This is a genomic window from Pseudomonas linyingensis (genome assembly GCF_900109175.1).
In the GTDB taxonomy this organism is placed as follows: domain Bacteria; phylum Pseudomonadota; class Gammaproteobacteria; order Pseudomonadales; family Pseudomonadaceae; genus Geopseudomonas; species Geopseudomonas linyingensis.
Genome location: NZ_FNZE01000031.1, coordinates 1 through 16,370, shown reverse-complemented (window position 1 = coordinate 16,370; position 16,370 = coordinate 1). Strand labels below are relative to the sequence as shown.

The window sequence follows — 16,370 nt, the reverse complement described above, 5'->3', positions numbered from 1 at the left end:
GCGGAACCACCCCAGGTCTCAGCGCAGACCTTGGTCAGAGCAGCAGTCAGAGTGGTCTTGCCATGGTCGACGTGACCGATGGTGCCAACGTTGACGTGCGGTTTGTTACGTTCAAATTTTTCTTTAGCCACGACAGTAAACCTCTTACCAAAAGGGCTGAATCAACCTTGTTTCTTGACGATAGCTTCGGCGATGTTGGCCGGAGCTTCCGAGTACTTCGAGAACTCCATGGAGTAACTCGCACGACCCTGCGACATCGAGCGCACGTCGGTAGCGTAACCGAACATCTCGCCCAGCGGCACTTCGGCACGGATCACCTTGCCGGACACGGTGTCTTCCATGCCCTGGATCAGGCCGCGACGACGGTTCAGGTCACCCATCACGTCGCCCATGTAGTCTTCCGGAGTCACCACCTCAACCTTCATGATCGGCTCAAGCAGAACGGCACCACCTTTCTGGGCCAGCTGCTTGGTCGCCATGGAAGCTGCGATCTTGAACGCCATTTCGTTGGAGTCAACGTCATGGTAGGAACCGTCGAATACGGTTGCCTTCAGGCCGATGAGCGGATAGCCGGCAACAACGCCGTTTTTCATCTGCTCTTCGATACCCTTCTGGATCGCCGGGATGTATTCCTTCGGAACCACACCACCCACGACTTCGTTCTTGAACTCCAGACCTTCCTGACCTTCGTCGGACGGCTCGAAGCGGATCCAGCAATGGCCGAACTGGCCACGACCGCCGGACTGACGAACGAACTTGCCTTCGATCTCGCACTTGTTGCGGATCATTTCACGGTAAGCCACCTGCGGCTTGCCGATGTTGGCCTCGACGTTGAACTCGCGCTTCATGCGGTCAACGAGGATGTCCAGGTGCAGCTCACCCATACCGGAGATGATGGTCTGCCCGGTTTCCTCGTCGGTCTTGACGCGGAACGACGGGTCTTCCTGGGCCAGCTTGCCCAGAGCGATACCCATCTTTTCCTGGTCAGCCTTGGTCTTCGGCTCGACCGCCACGGAGATTACCGGCTCCGGGAAGTCCATACGCTCGAGGATGATCGGCTTGTCGATGGAGCACAGGGTGTCACCGGTGGTGACATCCTTCATGCCGATCAGCGCCGCGATGTCGCCGGCACGGCATTCCTTGATCTCGTCGCGCTGGTTGGCGTGCATCTGCACCATCCGGCCGACGCGCTCCTTCTTGCCTTTCACCGAGTTCAGCACCGAGTCGCCGGAGCTGAGTACGCCCGAGTAGACGCGCGCGAAGGTCAGGGTGCCCACGAACGGGTCGGTGGCGATCTTGAACGCCAGAGCCGAGAACGGCTCGTCGTCGCTGGCATGACGCTCGTCGGTGAGCTCCTCGTTATCCGGGTTGACACCCTGGATAGCGGGAATCTCGGTCGGAGCCGGCAGGAAGTCGATCACGGCGTCGAGAACCAGGGGCACACCCTTGTTCTTGAAGGAGGAACCGCAGACAGCCGGAACGATTTCGCAGGCGATGGTGCGCTGGCGCAGGCCGGCCTTGATCTCTTCGGTGGACAGCTCGCCACCTTCGAGATACTTGTTCATCAGCTCTTCGTTGGCTTCGGCAGCCGACTCGATCATGTTCGAGCGCCACTCTTCGGCTTCAGCGAGCAGCTCCGCCGGAATCTCTTCCTCGCGGTAGGTGGTGCCCTTGTCGTCGTCGTTCCAGTAGATCGCCTTCATCTTGATCAGGTCGATCTGGCCCTGGAAGTTCTCCTCGGCGCCAATGGCCAGCTGCACCGGCACCGGGGTGTGACCCAGACGCTGCTTGATCTGACCGACAACGCGCAGGAAGTTGGCACCGGCACGGTCCATCTTGTTGACGTAGACGATGCGCGGCACACCGTACTTGTTGGCCTGACGCCATACGGTTTCCGACTGCGGCTCTACACCGGAGGTGCCGCAGAACACCACGACAGCGCCGTCCAGCACACGCAGGGAACGCTCCACCTCAATGGTGAAGTCCACGTGACCGGGGGTATCGATGACGTTGACACGATAGTTGTCGTACTGGGCGCGCGAGCCTTTCCAGAAGGTGGTCACGGCAGCGGAGGTGATGGTGATACCACGCTCCTGCTCCTGCACCATCCAGTCGGTGGTCGCTGCGCCATCGTGCACTTCACCCATCTTGTGGCTGAGGCCGGTGTAGAACAGGATCCGCTCGGTGGTGGTGGTCTTGCCAGCATCCACGTGCGCACAGATACCGATGTTACGGTAGCGATTGATTGGGGTAGTACGGGCCACGGTAGGGTCCTCGCTAAGTGAAAGCGCTTCTTAGAAACGGTAGTGCGAGAAGGCCTTGTTGGCTTCAGCCATGCGGTGCACGTCTTCACGCTTCTTCACTGCAGCGCCTTTGCCTTCGGCGGCATCGATCAGCTCGCCAGCCAGGCGCAGGGCCATGGACTTCTCACCACGCTTGCGCGCGTAATCTACCAGCCAGCGCATGGCCAGCGCGTTACGACGGGACGGACGAACTTCAACCGGAACCTGGTAGGTAGCACCGCCGACACGACGGGACTTCACTTCGACCAGCGGAGCGATGGCGTCGAGTGCTTTCTCGAAGGTTTCCAGGGGATCGACGTTCTTGCGCTGCTTGACGGTTTCCAGAGCACCGTAAACGATGCGCTCGGCCACGGCCTTCTTGCCGCTTTCCATCACGTGGTTCATGAACTTAGCCAGAATCTGGCTTCCGTACTTCGGATCGGCAAGGATTTCACGCTTGGCCGCTACACGACGTCTTGGCATTGATAAGCCCTCAAACGGTCTTCAGGTTAGCCCGGGACTTGCCCGACCTTACTCTTATCGACTCGACAAAAATGAATTAGGAAAATTACTTCGGACGCTTGGTGCCGTACTTCGAGCGACCCTGCTTACGATCCTTCACGCCGGAGGTATCCAGCGAACCGCGCACGGTGTGGTAACGCACACCCGGAAGGTCTTTTACACGACCGCCACGGATCAGCACCACGCTGTGCTCTTGCAGGTTGTGACCTTCACCGCCGATGTAGGAAGCGACTTCGTAGCCGTTGGTCAGGCGCACACGGCAGACCTTACGCAGCGCGGAGTTCGGCTTCTTCGGGGTGGTGGTGTAAACGCGGGTGCACACGCCGCGACGCTGGGGGCAGTTCTGCAGCGCAGGCACGTCGCTCTTTTCAGAGACGCGCTTGCGCGGCTGGCGCACCAGCTGGTTGATAGTTGCCATCTACTAGCTCCACTGATTGTCTTTCGACACAAAAATTTCGCGGGGCAAAATGCCCCGCGAGATTAAGGGGTGCATGAGTCTAAAGAGCTTGACACCCCTCGTCAAGGCACCCCCGCCCACCAAGGCGACCGGGGGTAGCACTCATTTTTCGCTGAAGTTCAGCGCTTCGGTCAGCGCCGCTTCAACTTCGCTGGCGCTCACGCGCTGCGGCTTGTCGGCTTCACGACGGCGCTTGCGCTCGCTGTGGTAGGCCAGACCGGTACCCGCCGGGATCAGGCGACCAACCACCACGTTCTCCTTCAGGCCGCGCAGGTAGTCGCGCTTGCCGGTAACCGCCGCCTCGGTGAGGACGCGGGTGGTTTCCTGGAAGGAGGCCGCGGAGATGAACGACTCGGTCGACAGCGAGGCCTTGGTGATGCCCAGCAGCACGCGCGCGTACTTGGCGATGAACTTGTCATCGGCAGCCAGACGCTCGTTCTCTTCCAGCACCTGGGTCAGCTCCGCCTGGTCGCCCTTGATGAAGCTGGAGTCGCCCGACTCGGCAATCTCGACCTTGCGCAGCATCTGGCGCAGGATGGTTTCGATGTGCTTGTCGTTGATCTTCACGCCCTGCAGGCGGTACACGTCCTGGATCTCGTTGACGATGTACTTGGCCAGCGCGCTGACACCCAGCAGACGCAGGATATCGTGCGGGTTGCTCGGACCGTCGGAGATCACTTCCCCCTTGTTCACCTGCTCGCCTTCGAAGACGTTGAGGTGACGCCACTTCGGAATCAGCTCCTCGTACGGATCGCTGCCATCGTTCGGAGTGATGACCAGACGGCGCTTGCCCTTGGTCTCCTTACCGAAGCTGATGGTGCCGCTGATTTCCGCGAGGATCGACGGCTCCTTCGGACGACGCGCTTCGAACAGGTCGGCTACGCGCGGCAGACCACCGGTGATGTCGCGGGTCTTCGAGGTTTCCTGCGGGATACGCGCGACCACGTCACCGACATTCACCTTGGCACCGTCGGACAGGTTGACCAGGGTCTTGGCCGGCAAGAAGTACTGGGCCGGCACGTCGGTGCCCGGCAGCAGCAGTTCCTTGCCACTGGCATCGACCAGCTTGACCGCCGGACGGATGTCCTTGCCGGCTGCCGGACGCTCGTGCAGGTCCATCACCTCGATGTTGGTCAGACCGGTCAGCTCGTCGGTCTGGCGGCGGACAGTGATGCCCTCCTCCATGCCCACGAAGGTCACGGTACCGGCCATCTCGGTGACGATGGGGTGGGTGTGCGGGTCCCACTTGGCCACGATGGCACCAGCTTCGACCTTGTCGCCTTCCTTGATGGAAATCACCGCACCGTAGGGCAGCTTGTAGCGCTCGCGCTCGCGACCGAAGTCGTCGGCCACCGCCAGCTCGCCGGAACGCGACACCGCCACCAGGGCACCGTCGGCACGCTCGACGTGCTTCAGGTTGTGCAGACGGACGGTGCCGCCGCTCTTCACCTGAATGCTGTCCTGGGCAGCGCTTCGGCTGGCCGCACCACCGATGTGGAAGGTACGCATGGTCAGCTGGGTACCCGGCTCACCGATCGACTGGGCGGCAATGACGCCGACCGCTTCACCGATGTTGACCTGGTGACCACGGGCCAGATCGCGACCGTAGCACTTGGCGCAGATACCGTAGCGGGTTTCGCAGGCGATCGGCGAACGCACGATCACTTCGTCGACGCTGTTCAGCTCGAGGAAGTCGACCCACTGCTCGTCGATCAGGGTGCCGGCCGGCACGATGATCTCGTCGGTACCCGGCTTGGGCACGTCACGGGCGATCACGCGGCCGAGCACGCGCTCACCGAGCGGCTCGACGATGTCGCCGCCTTCGATGTGCGGGGTCATCAGCAGACCATGTTCGGTGCCACAATCGACCTCGGTCACCACCAGATCCTGGGCCACGTCGACCAGGCGACGGGTCAGGTAACCGGAGTTGGCGGTCTTCAGCGCGGTATCCGCCAGACCCTTACGGGCACCGTGGGTGGAGATGAAGTACTGCAGTACGTTCAGGCCTTCACGGAAATTCGCGGTGATCGGCGTCTCGATGATCGAGCCGTCCGGCTTGGCCATCAGGCCACGCATGCCGGCCAGCTGGCGGATCTGCGCAGCAGAACCCCGCGCACCCGAGTCGGCCATCATGTACATGGAGTTGAAGGACTCCTGCTCGACTTCGTTGCCGTGGCGGTCGATGACCTTGTCCTTGGACAGGTTGGCCATCATCGCCTTGGACACTTCGTCGTTGGCCTTCGACCACAGGTCGATCACCTTGTTGTACTTCTCGCCCTGGGTGACCAGGCCGGAGGCGTACTGGGTCTCGATTTCCTTCACTTCGGCGGTGGCCGCATCAATGATGCGCGCCTTGGCTTCCGGGATGACGAAGTCGTTGACGCCGATCGACACACCGGAGATGGTCGAGTAGGCGAAACCGGTGTACATCAGTTGGTCGGCGAAGATCACGGTGTCCTTGAGACCGACCACACGGTACGCGTGGTTGATCAGCTTGGAGATCGCCTTCTTCTTCATCGGCTGGTTGACCACGTCGAACGACAGCCCGGACGGCACAACCTGGAACAGCAGCGCGCGGCCGACGGTGGTGTCGACGATGCGGGTGTTCTTGGTGATGACGCCGCTGTCGCGGTCCTTCACCACCTCGTTGATGCGCACCTTGACCTTGGCGTGCAGGGACACTTCGCCGGCGCGGAACACGCGGTCGACTTCCTGCAGGTCGGCGAACACGCGGCCTTCGCCCTTGGCGTTGATCGCTTCGCGGGTCATGTAGTACAGACCCAGCACCACGTCCTGCGACGGCACGATGATCGGCTCGCCGTTGGCCGGGGACAGGATGTTGTTGGTCGACATCATCAGCGCGCGCGCTTCCAGCTGGGCCTCGAGGGTCAGCGGGACATGCACGGCCATCTGGTCACCGTCGAAGTCGGCGTTGTACGCAGCACAGACCAGCGGGTGCAGCTGGATCGCCTTGCCTTCGATGAGCACCGGCTCGAACGCCTGGATGCCCAGACGGTGCAGGGTCGGCGCACGGTTGAGCAGCACGGGATGTTCGCGGATGACCTCGGCGAGCACGTCCCACACCTCGGGCAGCTCGCGCTCGACCATCTTCTTGGCCGCCTTGATGGTGGTGGCCATGCCGCGGGCTTCGAGCTTGCCGAAGATGAACGGCTTGAACAGCTCGAGGGCCATCTTCTTGGGCAGACCGCACTGATGCAGGCGCAGGGTCGGGCCGACGGTGATTACCGAACGGCCGGAGTAGTCGACGCGCTTGCCGAGCAGGTTCTGACGGAAGCGGCCCTGCTTGCCCTTGATCATGTCGGCCAAGGACTTCAGCGGGCGCTTGTTGGAGCCGGTGATGGCACGGCCGCGGCGGCCGTTGTCCAGCAGGGCGTCCACGGCTTCCTGCAGCATGCGCTTCTCGTTGCGCACGATGATGTCCGGCGCAGCCAGGTCGAGCAGGCGCTTGAGGCGGTTGTTGCGGTTGATCACCCGGCGGTACAGATCGTTCAGATCGGAGGTCGCGAAGCGGCCGCCATCCAGCGGCACCAGCGGACGCAGGTCCGGCGGCAGTACCGGCAGCACGGTCAGCACCATCCACTCCGGCTTGTTGCCGGAGCCCTGGAAGGCTTCCATCAGCTTCAGGCGCTTGGACAGCTTCTTGATCTTGGTTTCCGAGTTGGTCTGCGGAATCTCTTCGCGCAGGCGGCCGATCTCGTGCTCCAGATCGATGGCGGAGAGCAGCTCGAAGACCGCCTCGGCACCCATGCGGGCATCGAAGTCGTCACCGAACTCCTCGAGCGCCTCGAAGTACTGTTCGTCGTTGAGCAGCTGGCCCTTTTCCAGGGTGGTCATGCCCGGATCGATCACCACGTAGCTCTCGAAATAGAGCACGCGCTCGATATCGCGCAGGGTCATGTCCAGCAGCAGGCCGATACGCGACGGCAGCGACTTGAGGAACCAGATGTGGGCAACCGGCGAAGCCAGCTCGATGTGCGCCATGCGCTCGCGACGCACCTTGGCCAGGGCGACTTCCACGCCGCACTTCTCGCAGATCACGCCGCGGTGCTTGAGGCGCTTGTACTTGCCGCACAGGCACTCGTAGTCCTTCACCGGACCGAAGATCTTGGCGCAGAACAGGCCGTCACGCTCGGGCTTGAAGGTACGGTAGTTGATGGTCTCCGGCTTCTTAACTTCACCGAAGGACCAGGAACGGATCATCTCGGGCGACGCCAGCGCAATCTTGATGGCATCGAACTCTTCGACTTGACCCTGGTTTTTCAATAGATTCAGCAGGTCTTTCAAGGCCTTTCCTCCTCACGGAGCCGGCGGCAGGCTCGCCTGCCGCCGGTACGCGTCGCGGGTTATTCGGTTTCCAGCTCGATGTCGATGCCGAGCGAACGGATTTCCTTGATCAGCACGTTGAAGGACTCGGGCATGCCGGCCTCCATGCGGTGATCGCCATCCACGATGTTCTTGTACATCTTGGTCCGGCCGTTCACGTCGTCCGACTTCACGGTCAGCATTTCCTGCAGGGTGTAGGCGGCGCCGTAGGCTTCCAGCGCCCAGACCTCCATCTCCCCGAAACGCTGGCCACCGAACTGCGCCTTGCCGCCCAGCGGTTGCTGGGTAACCAGGCTGTAGGAGCCGGTGGAACGCGCGTGCATCTTGTCGTCGACCAGGTGGTTCAGCTTGAGCATGTACATGTAGCCGACAGTGGTCGGACGCTCGAAGGCATTGCCGGTACGACCGTCGAAGAGGTGCATCTGCCCGCTTTCCGGCATGTCGGCCAGCTTCAGCATGGCCTTGATCTCGCTCTCTTCGGCACCGTCGAACACCGGAGTGGCCATCGGCACGCCGCCACGCAGGTTCTGCGCCAGGTCCAGCACTTCCTGATCGCTCAGACTGTCCAGGTTTTCCTGACGACCACCGATCTCGTTGTAGATCTGCTGCATGAACTGACGCAGCTCGGCGACCTTGCGCTGCTCTTCGAGCATGCGATTGATCTTCTCGCCCAGCCCCTTGGCCGCGAGGCCCAGGTGGGTTTCGAGGATCTGGCCGACGTTCATCCGCGACGGTACGCCCAGCGGGTTGAGGACGATGTCCACCGGCGTGCCGTTGGCATCGTGCGGCATGTCTTCGACCGGCATGATCACCGAGACCACACCCTTGTTACCGTGGCGACCGGCCATCTTGTCGCCCGGCTGGATGCGGCGCTTGATGGCGAGGTAGACCTTGACGATCTTCAGCACGCCCGGCGCCAGGTCGTCGCCCTGCTGCAGCTTGCGCTTCTTGTCTTCGAACTTGTCGTCGAGCAGCTGACGGCGGTCGGAGATGTAGGCCTGGGCCTTCTCCAGCTGCTCGTTCAGTGCTTCCTCGGCCATGCGCAGCTTGAACCACTGTCCACGCTCGACGCTGTCGAGGTACTCGTCGGTGATCTCGGTGCCCTTCTTCAGGCCGCCCGGGCCACCTTCGGCCTTGCAGCCGACCAGTGCGGCGCGCAGACGCTCGAAGGTCGCGCCTTCGACGATGCGGAACTCCTCGTTGAGGTCCTTGCGGATCTCGTCGAGCTGCATCTTCTCGATCGACAGGGCGCGCGAGTCGCGCTCCACGCCGTCACGGGTGAACACTTGGACGTCGATGACGGTGCCCTTGGTGCCGGTCGGCACGCGCAGGGAGGTGTCCTTAACGTCGCTGGCCTTTTCGCCGAAGATCGCCCGCAGCAGTTTCTCTTCCGGAGTCAGCTGAGTCTCGCCCTTCGGGGTGACCTTGCCGACCAGGATATCGCCGGCACCAACCTCGGCACCCACATAGACGATACCCGCTTCATCCAGCTTGTTCAGCGCAGCTTCACCGACGTTCGGGATGTCTGCAGTGATCTCCTCCGGGCCCAGCTTGGTGTCGCGCGACACGCAGGTCAGTTCCTGGATATGGATGGTGGTGAAGCGATCTTCCTGGACCACGCGCTCGGACAGGCAGATGGAGTCTTCGAAGTTGAAGCCGTTCCACGGCATGAACGCCACGCGCATGTTCTGACCGAGAGCCAGCTCGCCCATGTCGGTGGACGGGCCATCGGCCATGATGTCGCTGCGCGACACCACATCACCCTTGCTGACCAGCGGACGCTGGTTGATGCAGGTGTTCTGGTTGGAACGGGTGTACTTGGTCAGGTTGTAGATGTCGACACCCGCTTCGCCGGTCTCGACCTCGTCGTTGTGCACGCGCACCACGATGCGGCTGGCATCGACCGAGTCGATCACCCCGCCGCGACGGGCCACCACGCAGACGCCGGAGTCACGGGCGACGTTGCGCTCCATCCCGGTACCGACCAGCGGCTTGTCGGCACGCAGGGTCGGCACGGCCTGACGCTGCATGTTCGAACCCATCAGAGCGCGGTTGGCGTCGTCGTGCTCGAGGAACGGAATCAGCGAGGCCGCGACGGAAACCACCTGCTTGGGCGATACGTCCATCAGGGTGACGTCTTCCGGCGCCTTCACGGTGAATTCGTTCATGTGGCGCACGGCCACCAGCTCGTCCACCAGCTGACCCTGCTCGTTGAGGGTCGCCGAGGCCTGGGCAATCACGTGGTTGGCTTCTTCGATCGCCGACAGGAACACGATCTCGTCGGTCACCTGACCGCCCTTTACCACACGGTACGGGCTCTCGAGGAAGCCGTACTGGTTGGTGCGGGCATAGGTGGCCAGCGAGTTGATCAGGCCGATGTTCGGACCTTCCGGTGTTTCGATCGGGCACACGCGGCCGTAGTGGGTCGGGTGTACGTCGCGGACTTCGAAGCCGGCGCGCTCGCGGGTCAGACCGCCCGGGCCAAGCGCGGAAACGCGGCGCTTGTGGGTGATCTCCGACAGCGGGTTGTTCTGGTCCATGAACTGCGACAGCTGGCTGGAACCGAAGAACTCCTTGACCGCGGCAGCCACCGGCTTGGCGTTGATCAGGTCCTGTGGCATCAGGCCTTCGCTTTCGGCCATCGACAGACGTTCCTTGACCGCGCGCTCGACGCGCACGAGGCCGACACGGAACTGGTTCTCGGCCATCTCGCCGACGCAGCGTACGCGACGGTTGCCGAGGTGGTCGATGTCGTCGACGATGCCCTTGCCGTTGCGGATGTCGACCAGGGTCTTCAGTACGGCGACAATGTCTTCGCGGCTGAGCACGCCCGGGCCTTCGATCTCTTCACGACCGATGCGACGGTTGAACTTCATGCGACCAACGGCGGACAGGTCGTAACGCTCGGCGCTGAAGAACAGGTTGTTGAACAGGGTCTCGGCAGCATCCTTGGTCGGCGGCTCGCCGGGACGCATCATCCGGTAGATCTCGACCAGGGCTTCCAGCTGGTTGCTGGTGCCGTCGATCTTCAGGGTGTCGGAGATGAACGGACCGCAGTCGATATCGTTGGTGTACAGGGTCTCGAGGCGGACGACCTGGGCCTTGGCGATCTTGACCAGCAGCTCGGTGGTCAGTTCGACGTTGCACTCGGCGATGATTTCGCCGGTGGCCGGATGCACGACAGCCTTGGCCAGGGTGCGACCGAGGACGTAGTCCAGCGGAACTTCCAGTTCCTTGATCCCGGACTTTTCCAGCTGATTGATGTGGCGCGCGGTGACTCGGCGACCCTGCTCGACGATGATCTTGCCAGTCTCGTCCTTGATGTCGAAGCCAGCGATCTCGCCACGCAGGCGCTGCGGCACCAGCTCAAGGCGCAGCGACTGATCCTTCAGGTGGAAAACGTTGGTGTCATAGAAGGCATCGAGGATCTCCTCGGTGCCATAGTTCAGCGCACGCAGCAGCACGGACGCCGGCAGCTTGCGGCGACGGTCGATACGCACGAACACGGCATCCTTCGGGTCGAACTCGAAGTCCAGCCAGGAGCCGCGGTAGGGAATGATGCGGGCGGAGTACAGCAGCTTGCCCGAGCTGTGGGTCTTGCCCTTGTCGTGATCGAAGAACACGCCCGGCGAGCGGTGCAGCTGGGAGACGATGACGCGCTCGGTACCGTTGATGATGAAGGTACCGTTCTCGGTCATCAGGGGGATTTCCCCCATGTAGACTTCCTGCTCCTTGATGTCCTTGATTGCCTTGCTCGACGATTCCTTATCGAAGATCATCAGACGCACTTTCACGCGCAGCGGTACGGCGAAGGTCACGCCGCGCAGTACGCATTCCTTGACATCGAATGCCGGTTCGCCCAGGCGATAACCGACGTATTCCAGGGCGGCATTGCCGGAATAGCTGATAATCGGGAAAACGGACTTGAAGGCCGCATGCAGGCCGACGTCGCGGAGATGCTCCTTGCCAGCGCCCGCCTGCAGGAATTCGCGGTACGAATCCAGTTGAATGGCCAGCAGATACGGCACATCCATGACGTCCGGCAACTTGCTAAAGTCCTTGCGGATACGTTTTTTCTCAGTATATGAGTAAGCCATCAGCGTTCCCCAGCTTGGTCACCTGCTTGTTTGGCCTCTCCGACGGGAGTAGCCGGAAAATCGTGCAAACCCTTGGTTTGCAACCACCGCTCAGGGTGGTGTTTCGCGTCACGGGCAGCCGGCTTTGCCAGGCCGCCCATAACGGAAAAAGGCCGGTGGCATAAGCCACCAGCCATCAGTCCGTAATTGGCGCGCGGACTGTCGACGCAAGGTCGGCTCAGCTTACTTGAGCTCGACCTTGGCGCCTGCTTCTTCCAGAGCCTTCTTGGCAGCTTCGGCTTCTTCCTTGGAAGCGCCTTCCTTGACCAGGCCCGGAGCGCCGTCAACAACAGCCTTGGCTTCTTTCAGGCCCAGACCGGTCAGCTCGCGAACGACCTTGATGACGTTGACTTTCTTCTCACCAGCTTCGAGCAGCATGATGTTGAATTCAGTCTGCTCTTCAACCACAGCAGCGGCAGCGGCCGGACCGGCAGCAGCAGCAGCGGCGGCGGTAACGCCGAACTTCTCTTCCATTGCCTTGATCAGTTCAACAACCTGCATCACGGACATTTCGGAAACGGCGTTGATGATATCTTCGTTGGTCAGAGCCATGACTCTATTCCTGTATTGGGTGGCAGCCTCTAGGCCGCCTTATTAAACAAAAAAGGTGGAAGATTCCGTGGTGCCTCAGGCAGCCTCGGCTTCCTTCTTGTCGCGAACCGCCGCCAGAGTACGAGCCAGCTTGCTGGTGGCGCCTTGGATCACGCTCATCAGCTGAGAAATAGCTTCGTTGTAGGTCGGCAGGGTTGCCAGTACGTCGATCTGATTGGCCGCAATGAACTTGCCTTCGAAGGCAGCCGCCTTGATCTCGAACTTGTCCTGACCCTTGGCGAACTCCTTGAAGATACGGGCGGCAGCGCCCGGATGCTCGGTGGAGAATGCGATCAGGGTCGGGCCCTTGAACACGTCGTTCAGCACTTCGAAATCAGTGCCTTCAACGGCGCGGCGAGCCAGGGTGTTACGCACGACTTTCACGTACACACCAGCTTCACGGGCCTCTTTACGGAGTCCGGTCATGGCGCCTACAGTCACGCCACGGGCATCAGCCACGACAGCGGACAGGGCAGCTTTGGCAGCCTCGTTGACTTCAGCGACAATGGCCTTCTTGTCTTCGAGCTTAATTGCCACGGGTTTACTCCTGGATGTTACCGTTTCGTTCAGCCGGAGCCGAACGGCGTTTTGGTGTCTGATTCGGTAAGGAATCGGGAGCACCATCTGCGTAGGCTGGGGATTTAAGGCTTGCGCCGCCTACGGTCTTGGACAGCCCCCGCCAGGCAGGGACCCCAATGCTTGCGGCGCACCGGCGAACCGGTGCGCCAGATTCTTACGCGTCCAGGGAAGCCTGATCGACCTGCAGACCCGGGCCCATGGTGGTGCTCAGGGTCACGCGCTTGACGTACACGCCCTTGGAGGCGGACGGCTTCAGGCGCTTCAGGTCGGACAGCAGCGCCTCGACGTTTTGCTTCAGCTTGGCCGGCTCGAAGTCGACCTTGCCCACGGAGGCGTGGATGATGCCGTTCTTGTCAGTACGGAAACGTACCTGACCAGCCTTGGCATTCTTCACCGCAGTGGCCACGTCCGGGGTCACGGTGCCGACTTTCGGGTTCGGCATCAGGCCGCGTGGGCCGAGGATCTGGCCCAGCTGACCAACGACACGCATCGCGTCCGGGGAGGCGATGACCACGTCGTAGCTCAGATCGCCGCCCTTCATTTCGGCGGCCAGCTCGTCCATGCCTACGCGGTCGGCGCCGGCAGCCAGAGCGGCTTCGGCAGCCGGGCCCTGGGTGAACACGGCAACGCGAACGCTCTTGCCAGTGCCGTTCGGCAGCACGGTGGCGCCACGCACGACCTGGTCGGATTTGCGCGGATCAACACCGAGGTTGATCGCCACGTCCACGGACTCTTTGAACTTGATGGTCGACAGCTCGGCCAGCAGCTTGGCGGCGTCTTCGAAACCGTATTGCTTGCCTGCCTGAATCTTTTCGGCAATAGCCTTTTGGCGCTTGGTCAGCTTAGCCATTACACACCCTCCACGTTCAGGCCCATGCTACGCGCGGAACCAGCGATGGTACGCACGGCCGCATCCAGGTCAGCTGCAGTCAGATCGGCAGTCTTGGTCTTGGCGATCTCTTCCAGCTGGGCACGGGTAACGGTGCCGACTTTCTGGGTGTTCGGACGAGCGGAACCGCTGGTGATGCCGGCGGCCTTCTTCAGCAGAACCGAAGCCGGGGTGCTCTTGGTTTCAAAGGTGAAGCTGCGGTCACTGTAAACAGTGATGATCACCGGGGTCGGCAGACCCGGCTCCATACCTTGGGTCCGCGCGTTGAACGCCTTGCAGAACTCCATGATGTTGACGCCGTGCTGACCGAGGGCCGGACCAACCGGCGGCGACGGGTTGGCCTGGGCGGCCTTCACCTGCAGCTTGATATAAGCCGTAATCTTCTTAGCCATCTGCTACTCCAGTTGCGGGTACATGCGCCTTGCGGCTCCCCGATTGCTTTCGCGTTTATCCCAGTGACAACAAAACCCCGCAGTCATCGACTGCGGGGTTGGGATCCCTGCCAGTCAGGCCTTCTCGACCTGGCCGAACTCCAGCTCCACCGGGGTGGAGCGTCCGAAAATGAGCACCGCCACTTGGATCCGGCTCTTTTCGTAGTTAACTTCTTCCACGACACCACTGAAATCGGCAAACGGGCCGCTGGTGACGCGAACGACCTCGCCCGGCTCGAACAGCGTTTTCGGCCGCGGCTTCTCGCTGCCATCGGCGACGCGGCGCAGGATGGCCTCGGCTTCCTTTTCGGTGATCGGCGCCGGCTTGTCGGCCGTACCACCGATGAAGCCCATGACGCGCGGAGTATCCTTGATCAGGTGCCAAGTACCCTCGTTCATCTCCATCTGCACCAGCACATAGCCGGGGAAGAACTTGCGCTCGCTCTTGCGCTTCTGGCCATTGCGCATCTCCACCACTTCTTCGGTGGGCACCAGAATCTCGCCAAACTGGTCTTCCATGCCGGCCAGCTTGACGCGCTCGATCAGGGAGCGCATTACATGCTTTTCGTATCCCGAATAGGCATGCACAACATACCAACGCTTAGCCACAGTGCACCCTTAACCGACGATCAACGAAACCAGCCAACCGAGCAGGGAGTCGAGCCCCCAGAGCAGCAGCGCCATCACCAGCACCACCGCCACAACGATCAGCGTGGTCTGCGTGGTTTCCTGGCGGGTCGGCCAGACCACCTTGCGAATTTCGGTGCGAGCCTCCTTCGCCAGCGCGAAGAAAGCACCACCCTTGGCCGTCTGCAGCGCGACAAAGGAAGCCGCTACCGCCAGGACAACGATGCCCAGCACGCGATACAGGAGGGGTTCAGCGGAAAAATACTGATTACCCACAACCGCAACAGCCACCAGAATGGCAGCCGCCGACCACTTGAGGATATCGAGACGGGAGTCTTTGTTTTCAGCCTTGGCGTTCATCTGCAAGGACCTTGTGAAGGGTGCCAGACTCTTGAATCGAGAATCTGGCAGGCCAGGAGGGAATCGAACCCCCAACCTGCGGTTTTGGAGACCGCCGCTCTGCCAATTGAGCTACTGGCCTGTAACTGAGTCAGGCCGACTATTATGCCGACCCGACCGAGAAAGATCAACGTTTTATTCGAAGATCTTGGCAACCACGCCGGCGCCGACGGTACGACCGCCTTCGCGGATCGCGAAGCGCAGGCCGTCTTCCATGGCGATCGGAGCGATCAGGGTGACAACCATCTTGATGTTGTCGCCCGGCATTACCATTTCAACGCCTTCCGGCAGTTCGCAGTTACCGGTAACGTCGGTGGTGCGGAAGTAGAACTGCGGACGGTAGCCCTTGAAGAACGGGGTGTGACGACCACCTTCTTCCTTGGACAGCACGTACACTTCAGCTTCGAACTTGGTGTGCGGCTTGATGGTGCCCGGCTTGGCCAGAACCTGGCCACGCTCGACATCCTCACGCTTGATGCCGCGCAGCAGGATGCCGACGTTCTCACCAGCACGACCTTCGTCGAGCAGCTTGCGGAACATTTCAACGCCGGTGCAGGTGGTCTTGGAGGTCGGACGAATGCCGACGATTTCCACTTCTTCCTGGACCTTGACGATGCCGCGCTCGATACGACCGGTCACCACGGTGCCACGACCCGAGATCGAGAACACGTCTTCGATCGGCATCAGGAACGGCTGGTCAACGGCACGAACCGGCTCCGGGATATAGGCGTCGAGGGTCTCAACCAGCTTACGCACGGCCGAAACACCCATTTCGTTGTCGTCCTGGCCGTTCAGAGCCATCAGCGCCGAACCGGTAACGATCGGAGTGTCGTCGCCCGGGAAGTCGTAGGTGTTCAGCAGATCGCGAACTTCCATCTCGACCAGTTCCAGCAGCTCGGCGTCGTCCACCATGTCGGCCTTGTTCAGGAACACGACGATGTAGGGAACACCTACCTGACGGGACAGCAGGATGTGCTCGCGGGTCTGCGGCATCGGGCCGTCGGCAGCCGAGCACACCAGGATCGCGCCGTCCATCTGCGCAGCACCGGTGATCATGTTCTTCACGTAGTCAGCGTGACCGGGGCAGTCGACGTGAGCGTAGTGACGAATGGC

The 16,370-nt window shown here is 61.5% G+C and carries 13 protein-coding genes and 1 tRNA gene; all 14 read right to left on the bottom strand.

Features of this window, described 5'->3' with window-relative positions; translation table 11 throughout:
* On the bottom strand, window positions 1-131 hold a 131-nt coding region (locus tag BMZ19_RS21795; protein WP_244517302.1), incomplete at its 3' end, for a GTP-binding protein.
* Between the two features lie 30 nt (window positions 132-161).
* Window positions 162-2,264, bottom strand: coding sequence for an elongation factor G (gene fusA / locus BMZ19_RS21790; RefSeq protein ID WP_090313838.1), 2,103 nt, complete (start codon window positions 2,262-2,264; stop codon window positions 162-164).
* Between the two features lie 30 nt (window positions 2,265-2,294).
* Window positions 2,295-2,765: a 30S ribosomal protein S7 gene (rpsG, locus tag BMZ19_RS21785; protein WP_090313836.1), complete on the bottom strand. Its 471-nt coding sequence runs from the start codon at window positions 2,763-2,765 to the stop codon at window positions 2,295-2,297.
* A gap of 85 nt (window positions 2,766-2,850) precedes the next feature.
* A complete protein-coding gene (gene rpsL / locus BMZ19_RS21780; protein WP_090313834.1) occupies window positions 2,851-3,222 on the bottom strand; it encodes a 30S ribosomal protein S12 in 372 nt (123 codons plus the stop codon).
* Window positions 3,223-3,363: 141 nt separating this feature from the next.
* The gene (gene rpoC, locus BMZ19_RS21775) at window positions 3,364-7,566 is read right to left on the bottom strand and encodes a DNA-directed RNA polymerase subunit beta' (RefSeq protein ID WP_090313832.1); all 4,203 of its coding nucleotides are present in this window, start codon (window positions 7,564-7,566) and stop codon (window positions 3,364-3,366) included.
* Between the two features lie 59 nt (window positions 7,567-7,625).
* Window positions 7,626-11,702: a DNA-directed RNA polymerase subunit beta gene (rpoB, locus tag BMZ19_RS21770; RefSeq protein WP_090313830.1), complete on the bottom strand. Its 4,077-nt coding sequence runs from the start codon at window positions 11,700-11,702 to the stop codon at window positions 7,626-7,628.
* Window positions 11,703-11,924: 222 nt separating this feature from the next.
* Complete coding sequence (gene rplL, locus BMZ19_RS21765) at window positions 11,925-12,293, bottom strand: 50S ribosomal protein L7/L12 (RefSeq protein WP_090313828.1); 369 nt, start codon at window positions 12,291-12,293, stop codon at window positions 11,925-11,927.
* A 75-nt stretch (window positions 12,294-12,368) separates the two neighbouring features.
* Window positions 12,369-12,869 (bottom strand): 50S ribosomal protein L10, encoded by a 501-nt coding sequence (rplJ, locus tag BMZ19_RS21760; protein ID WP_090313826.1) that lies wholly within the window; start codon window positions 12,867-12,869, stop codon window positions 12,369-12,371.
* A 196-nt stretch (window positions 12,870-13,065) separates the two neighbouring features.
* Window positions 13,066-13,761, bottom strand: coding sequence for a 50S ribosomal protein L1 (gene rplA / locus BMZ19_RS21755; protein ID WP_090313824.1), 696 nt, complete (start codon window positions 13,759-13,761; stop codon window positions 13,066-13,068).
* Complete coding sequence (rplK, locus tag BMZ19_RS21750; RefSeq protein ID WP_090313822.1) at window positions 13,761-14,192, bottom strand: 50S ribosomal protein L11; 432 nt, start codon at window positions 14,190-14,192, stop codon at window positions 13,761-13,763. Before rplK ends, rplA begins: the two co-directional genes overlap by 1 nt.
* Window positions 14,193-14,306: 114 nt before the next feature.
* Window positions 14,307-14,840, bottom strand: coding sequence for a transcription termination/antitermination protein NusG (nusG, locus tag BMZ19_RS21745; RefSeq protein ID WP_090313820.1), 534 nt, complete (start codon window positions 14,838-14,840; stop codon window positions 14,307-14,309).
* 9 nt (window positions 14,841-14,849) lie between these two features.
* Window positions 14,850-15,218 carry a preprotein translocase subunit SecE gene (gene secE / locus BMZ19_RS21740; protein WP_090313818.1) on the bottom strand — a complete coding sequence of 123 codons (369 nt, stop codon included), beginning with the start codon at window positions 15,216-15,218 and terminating at the stop codon, window positions 14,850-14,852.
* A gap of 45 nt (window positions 15,219-15,263) precedes the next feature.
* Window positions 15,264-15,339, bottom strand: a tRNA-Trp gene (locus tag BMZ19_RS21735).
* A gap of 53 nt (window positions 15,340-15,392) precedes the next feature.
* A partial coding sequence (tuf, locus tag BMZ19_RS21730) for an elongation factor Tu (protein WP_090313816.1) occupies window positions 15,393-16,370 on the bottom strand: 978 nt, incomplete at its 5' end.

What these genes read in the sequence shown, in the direction of transcription:
- rpsG (WP_090313836.1), bottom strand. Translation starts at nt 2,765, where the DNA reads ATGCCAAGACGTCGTGTAGCGGCCAAGCGTGAAATCCTTGCCGATCCG.
- rpsL (WP_090313834.1), bottom strand. Translation starts at nt 3,222, where the DNA reads ATGGCAACTATCAACCAGCTGGTGCGCCAGCCGCGCAAGCGCGTCTCT.
- rpoB (WP_090313830.1), bottom strand. Translation starts at nt 11,702, where the DNA reads ATGGCTTACTCATATACTGAGAAAAAACGTATCCGCAAGGACTTTAGC.
- rplL (WP_090313828.1), bottom strand. Translation starts at nt 12,293, where the DNA reads ATGGCTCTGACCAACGAAGATATCATCAACGCCGTTTCCGAAATGTCC.
- rplA (WP_090313824.1), bottom strand. Translation starts at nt 13,761, where the DNA reads ATGGCTAAGCTGACCAAGCGCCAAAAGGCTATTGCCGAAAAGATTCAG.
- rplK (WP_090313822.1), bottom strand. Translation starts at nt 14,192, where the DNA reads ATGGCTAAGAAGATTACGGCTTATATCAAGCTGCAGGTGAAGGCCGCC.
- secE (WP_090313818.1), bottom strand. Translation starts at nt 15,218, where the DNA reads ATGAACGCCAAGGCTGAAAACAAAGACTCCCGTCTCGATATCCTCAAG.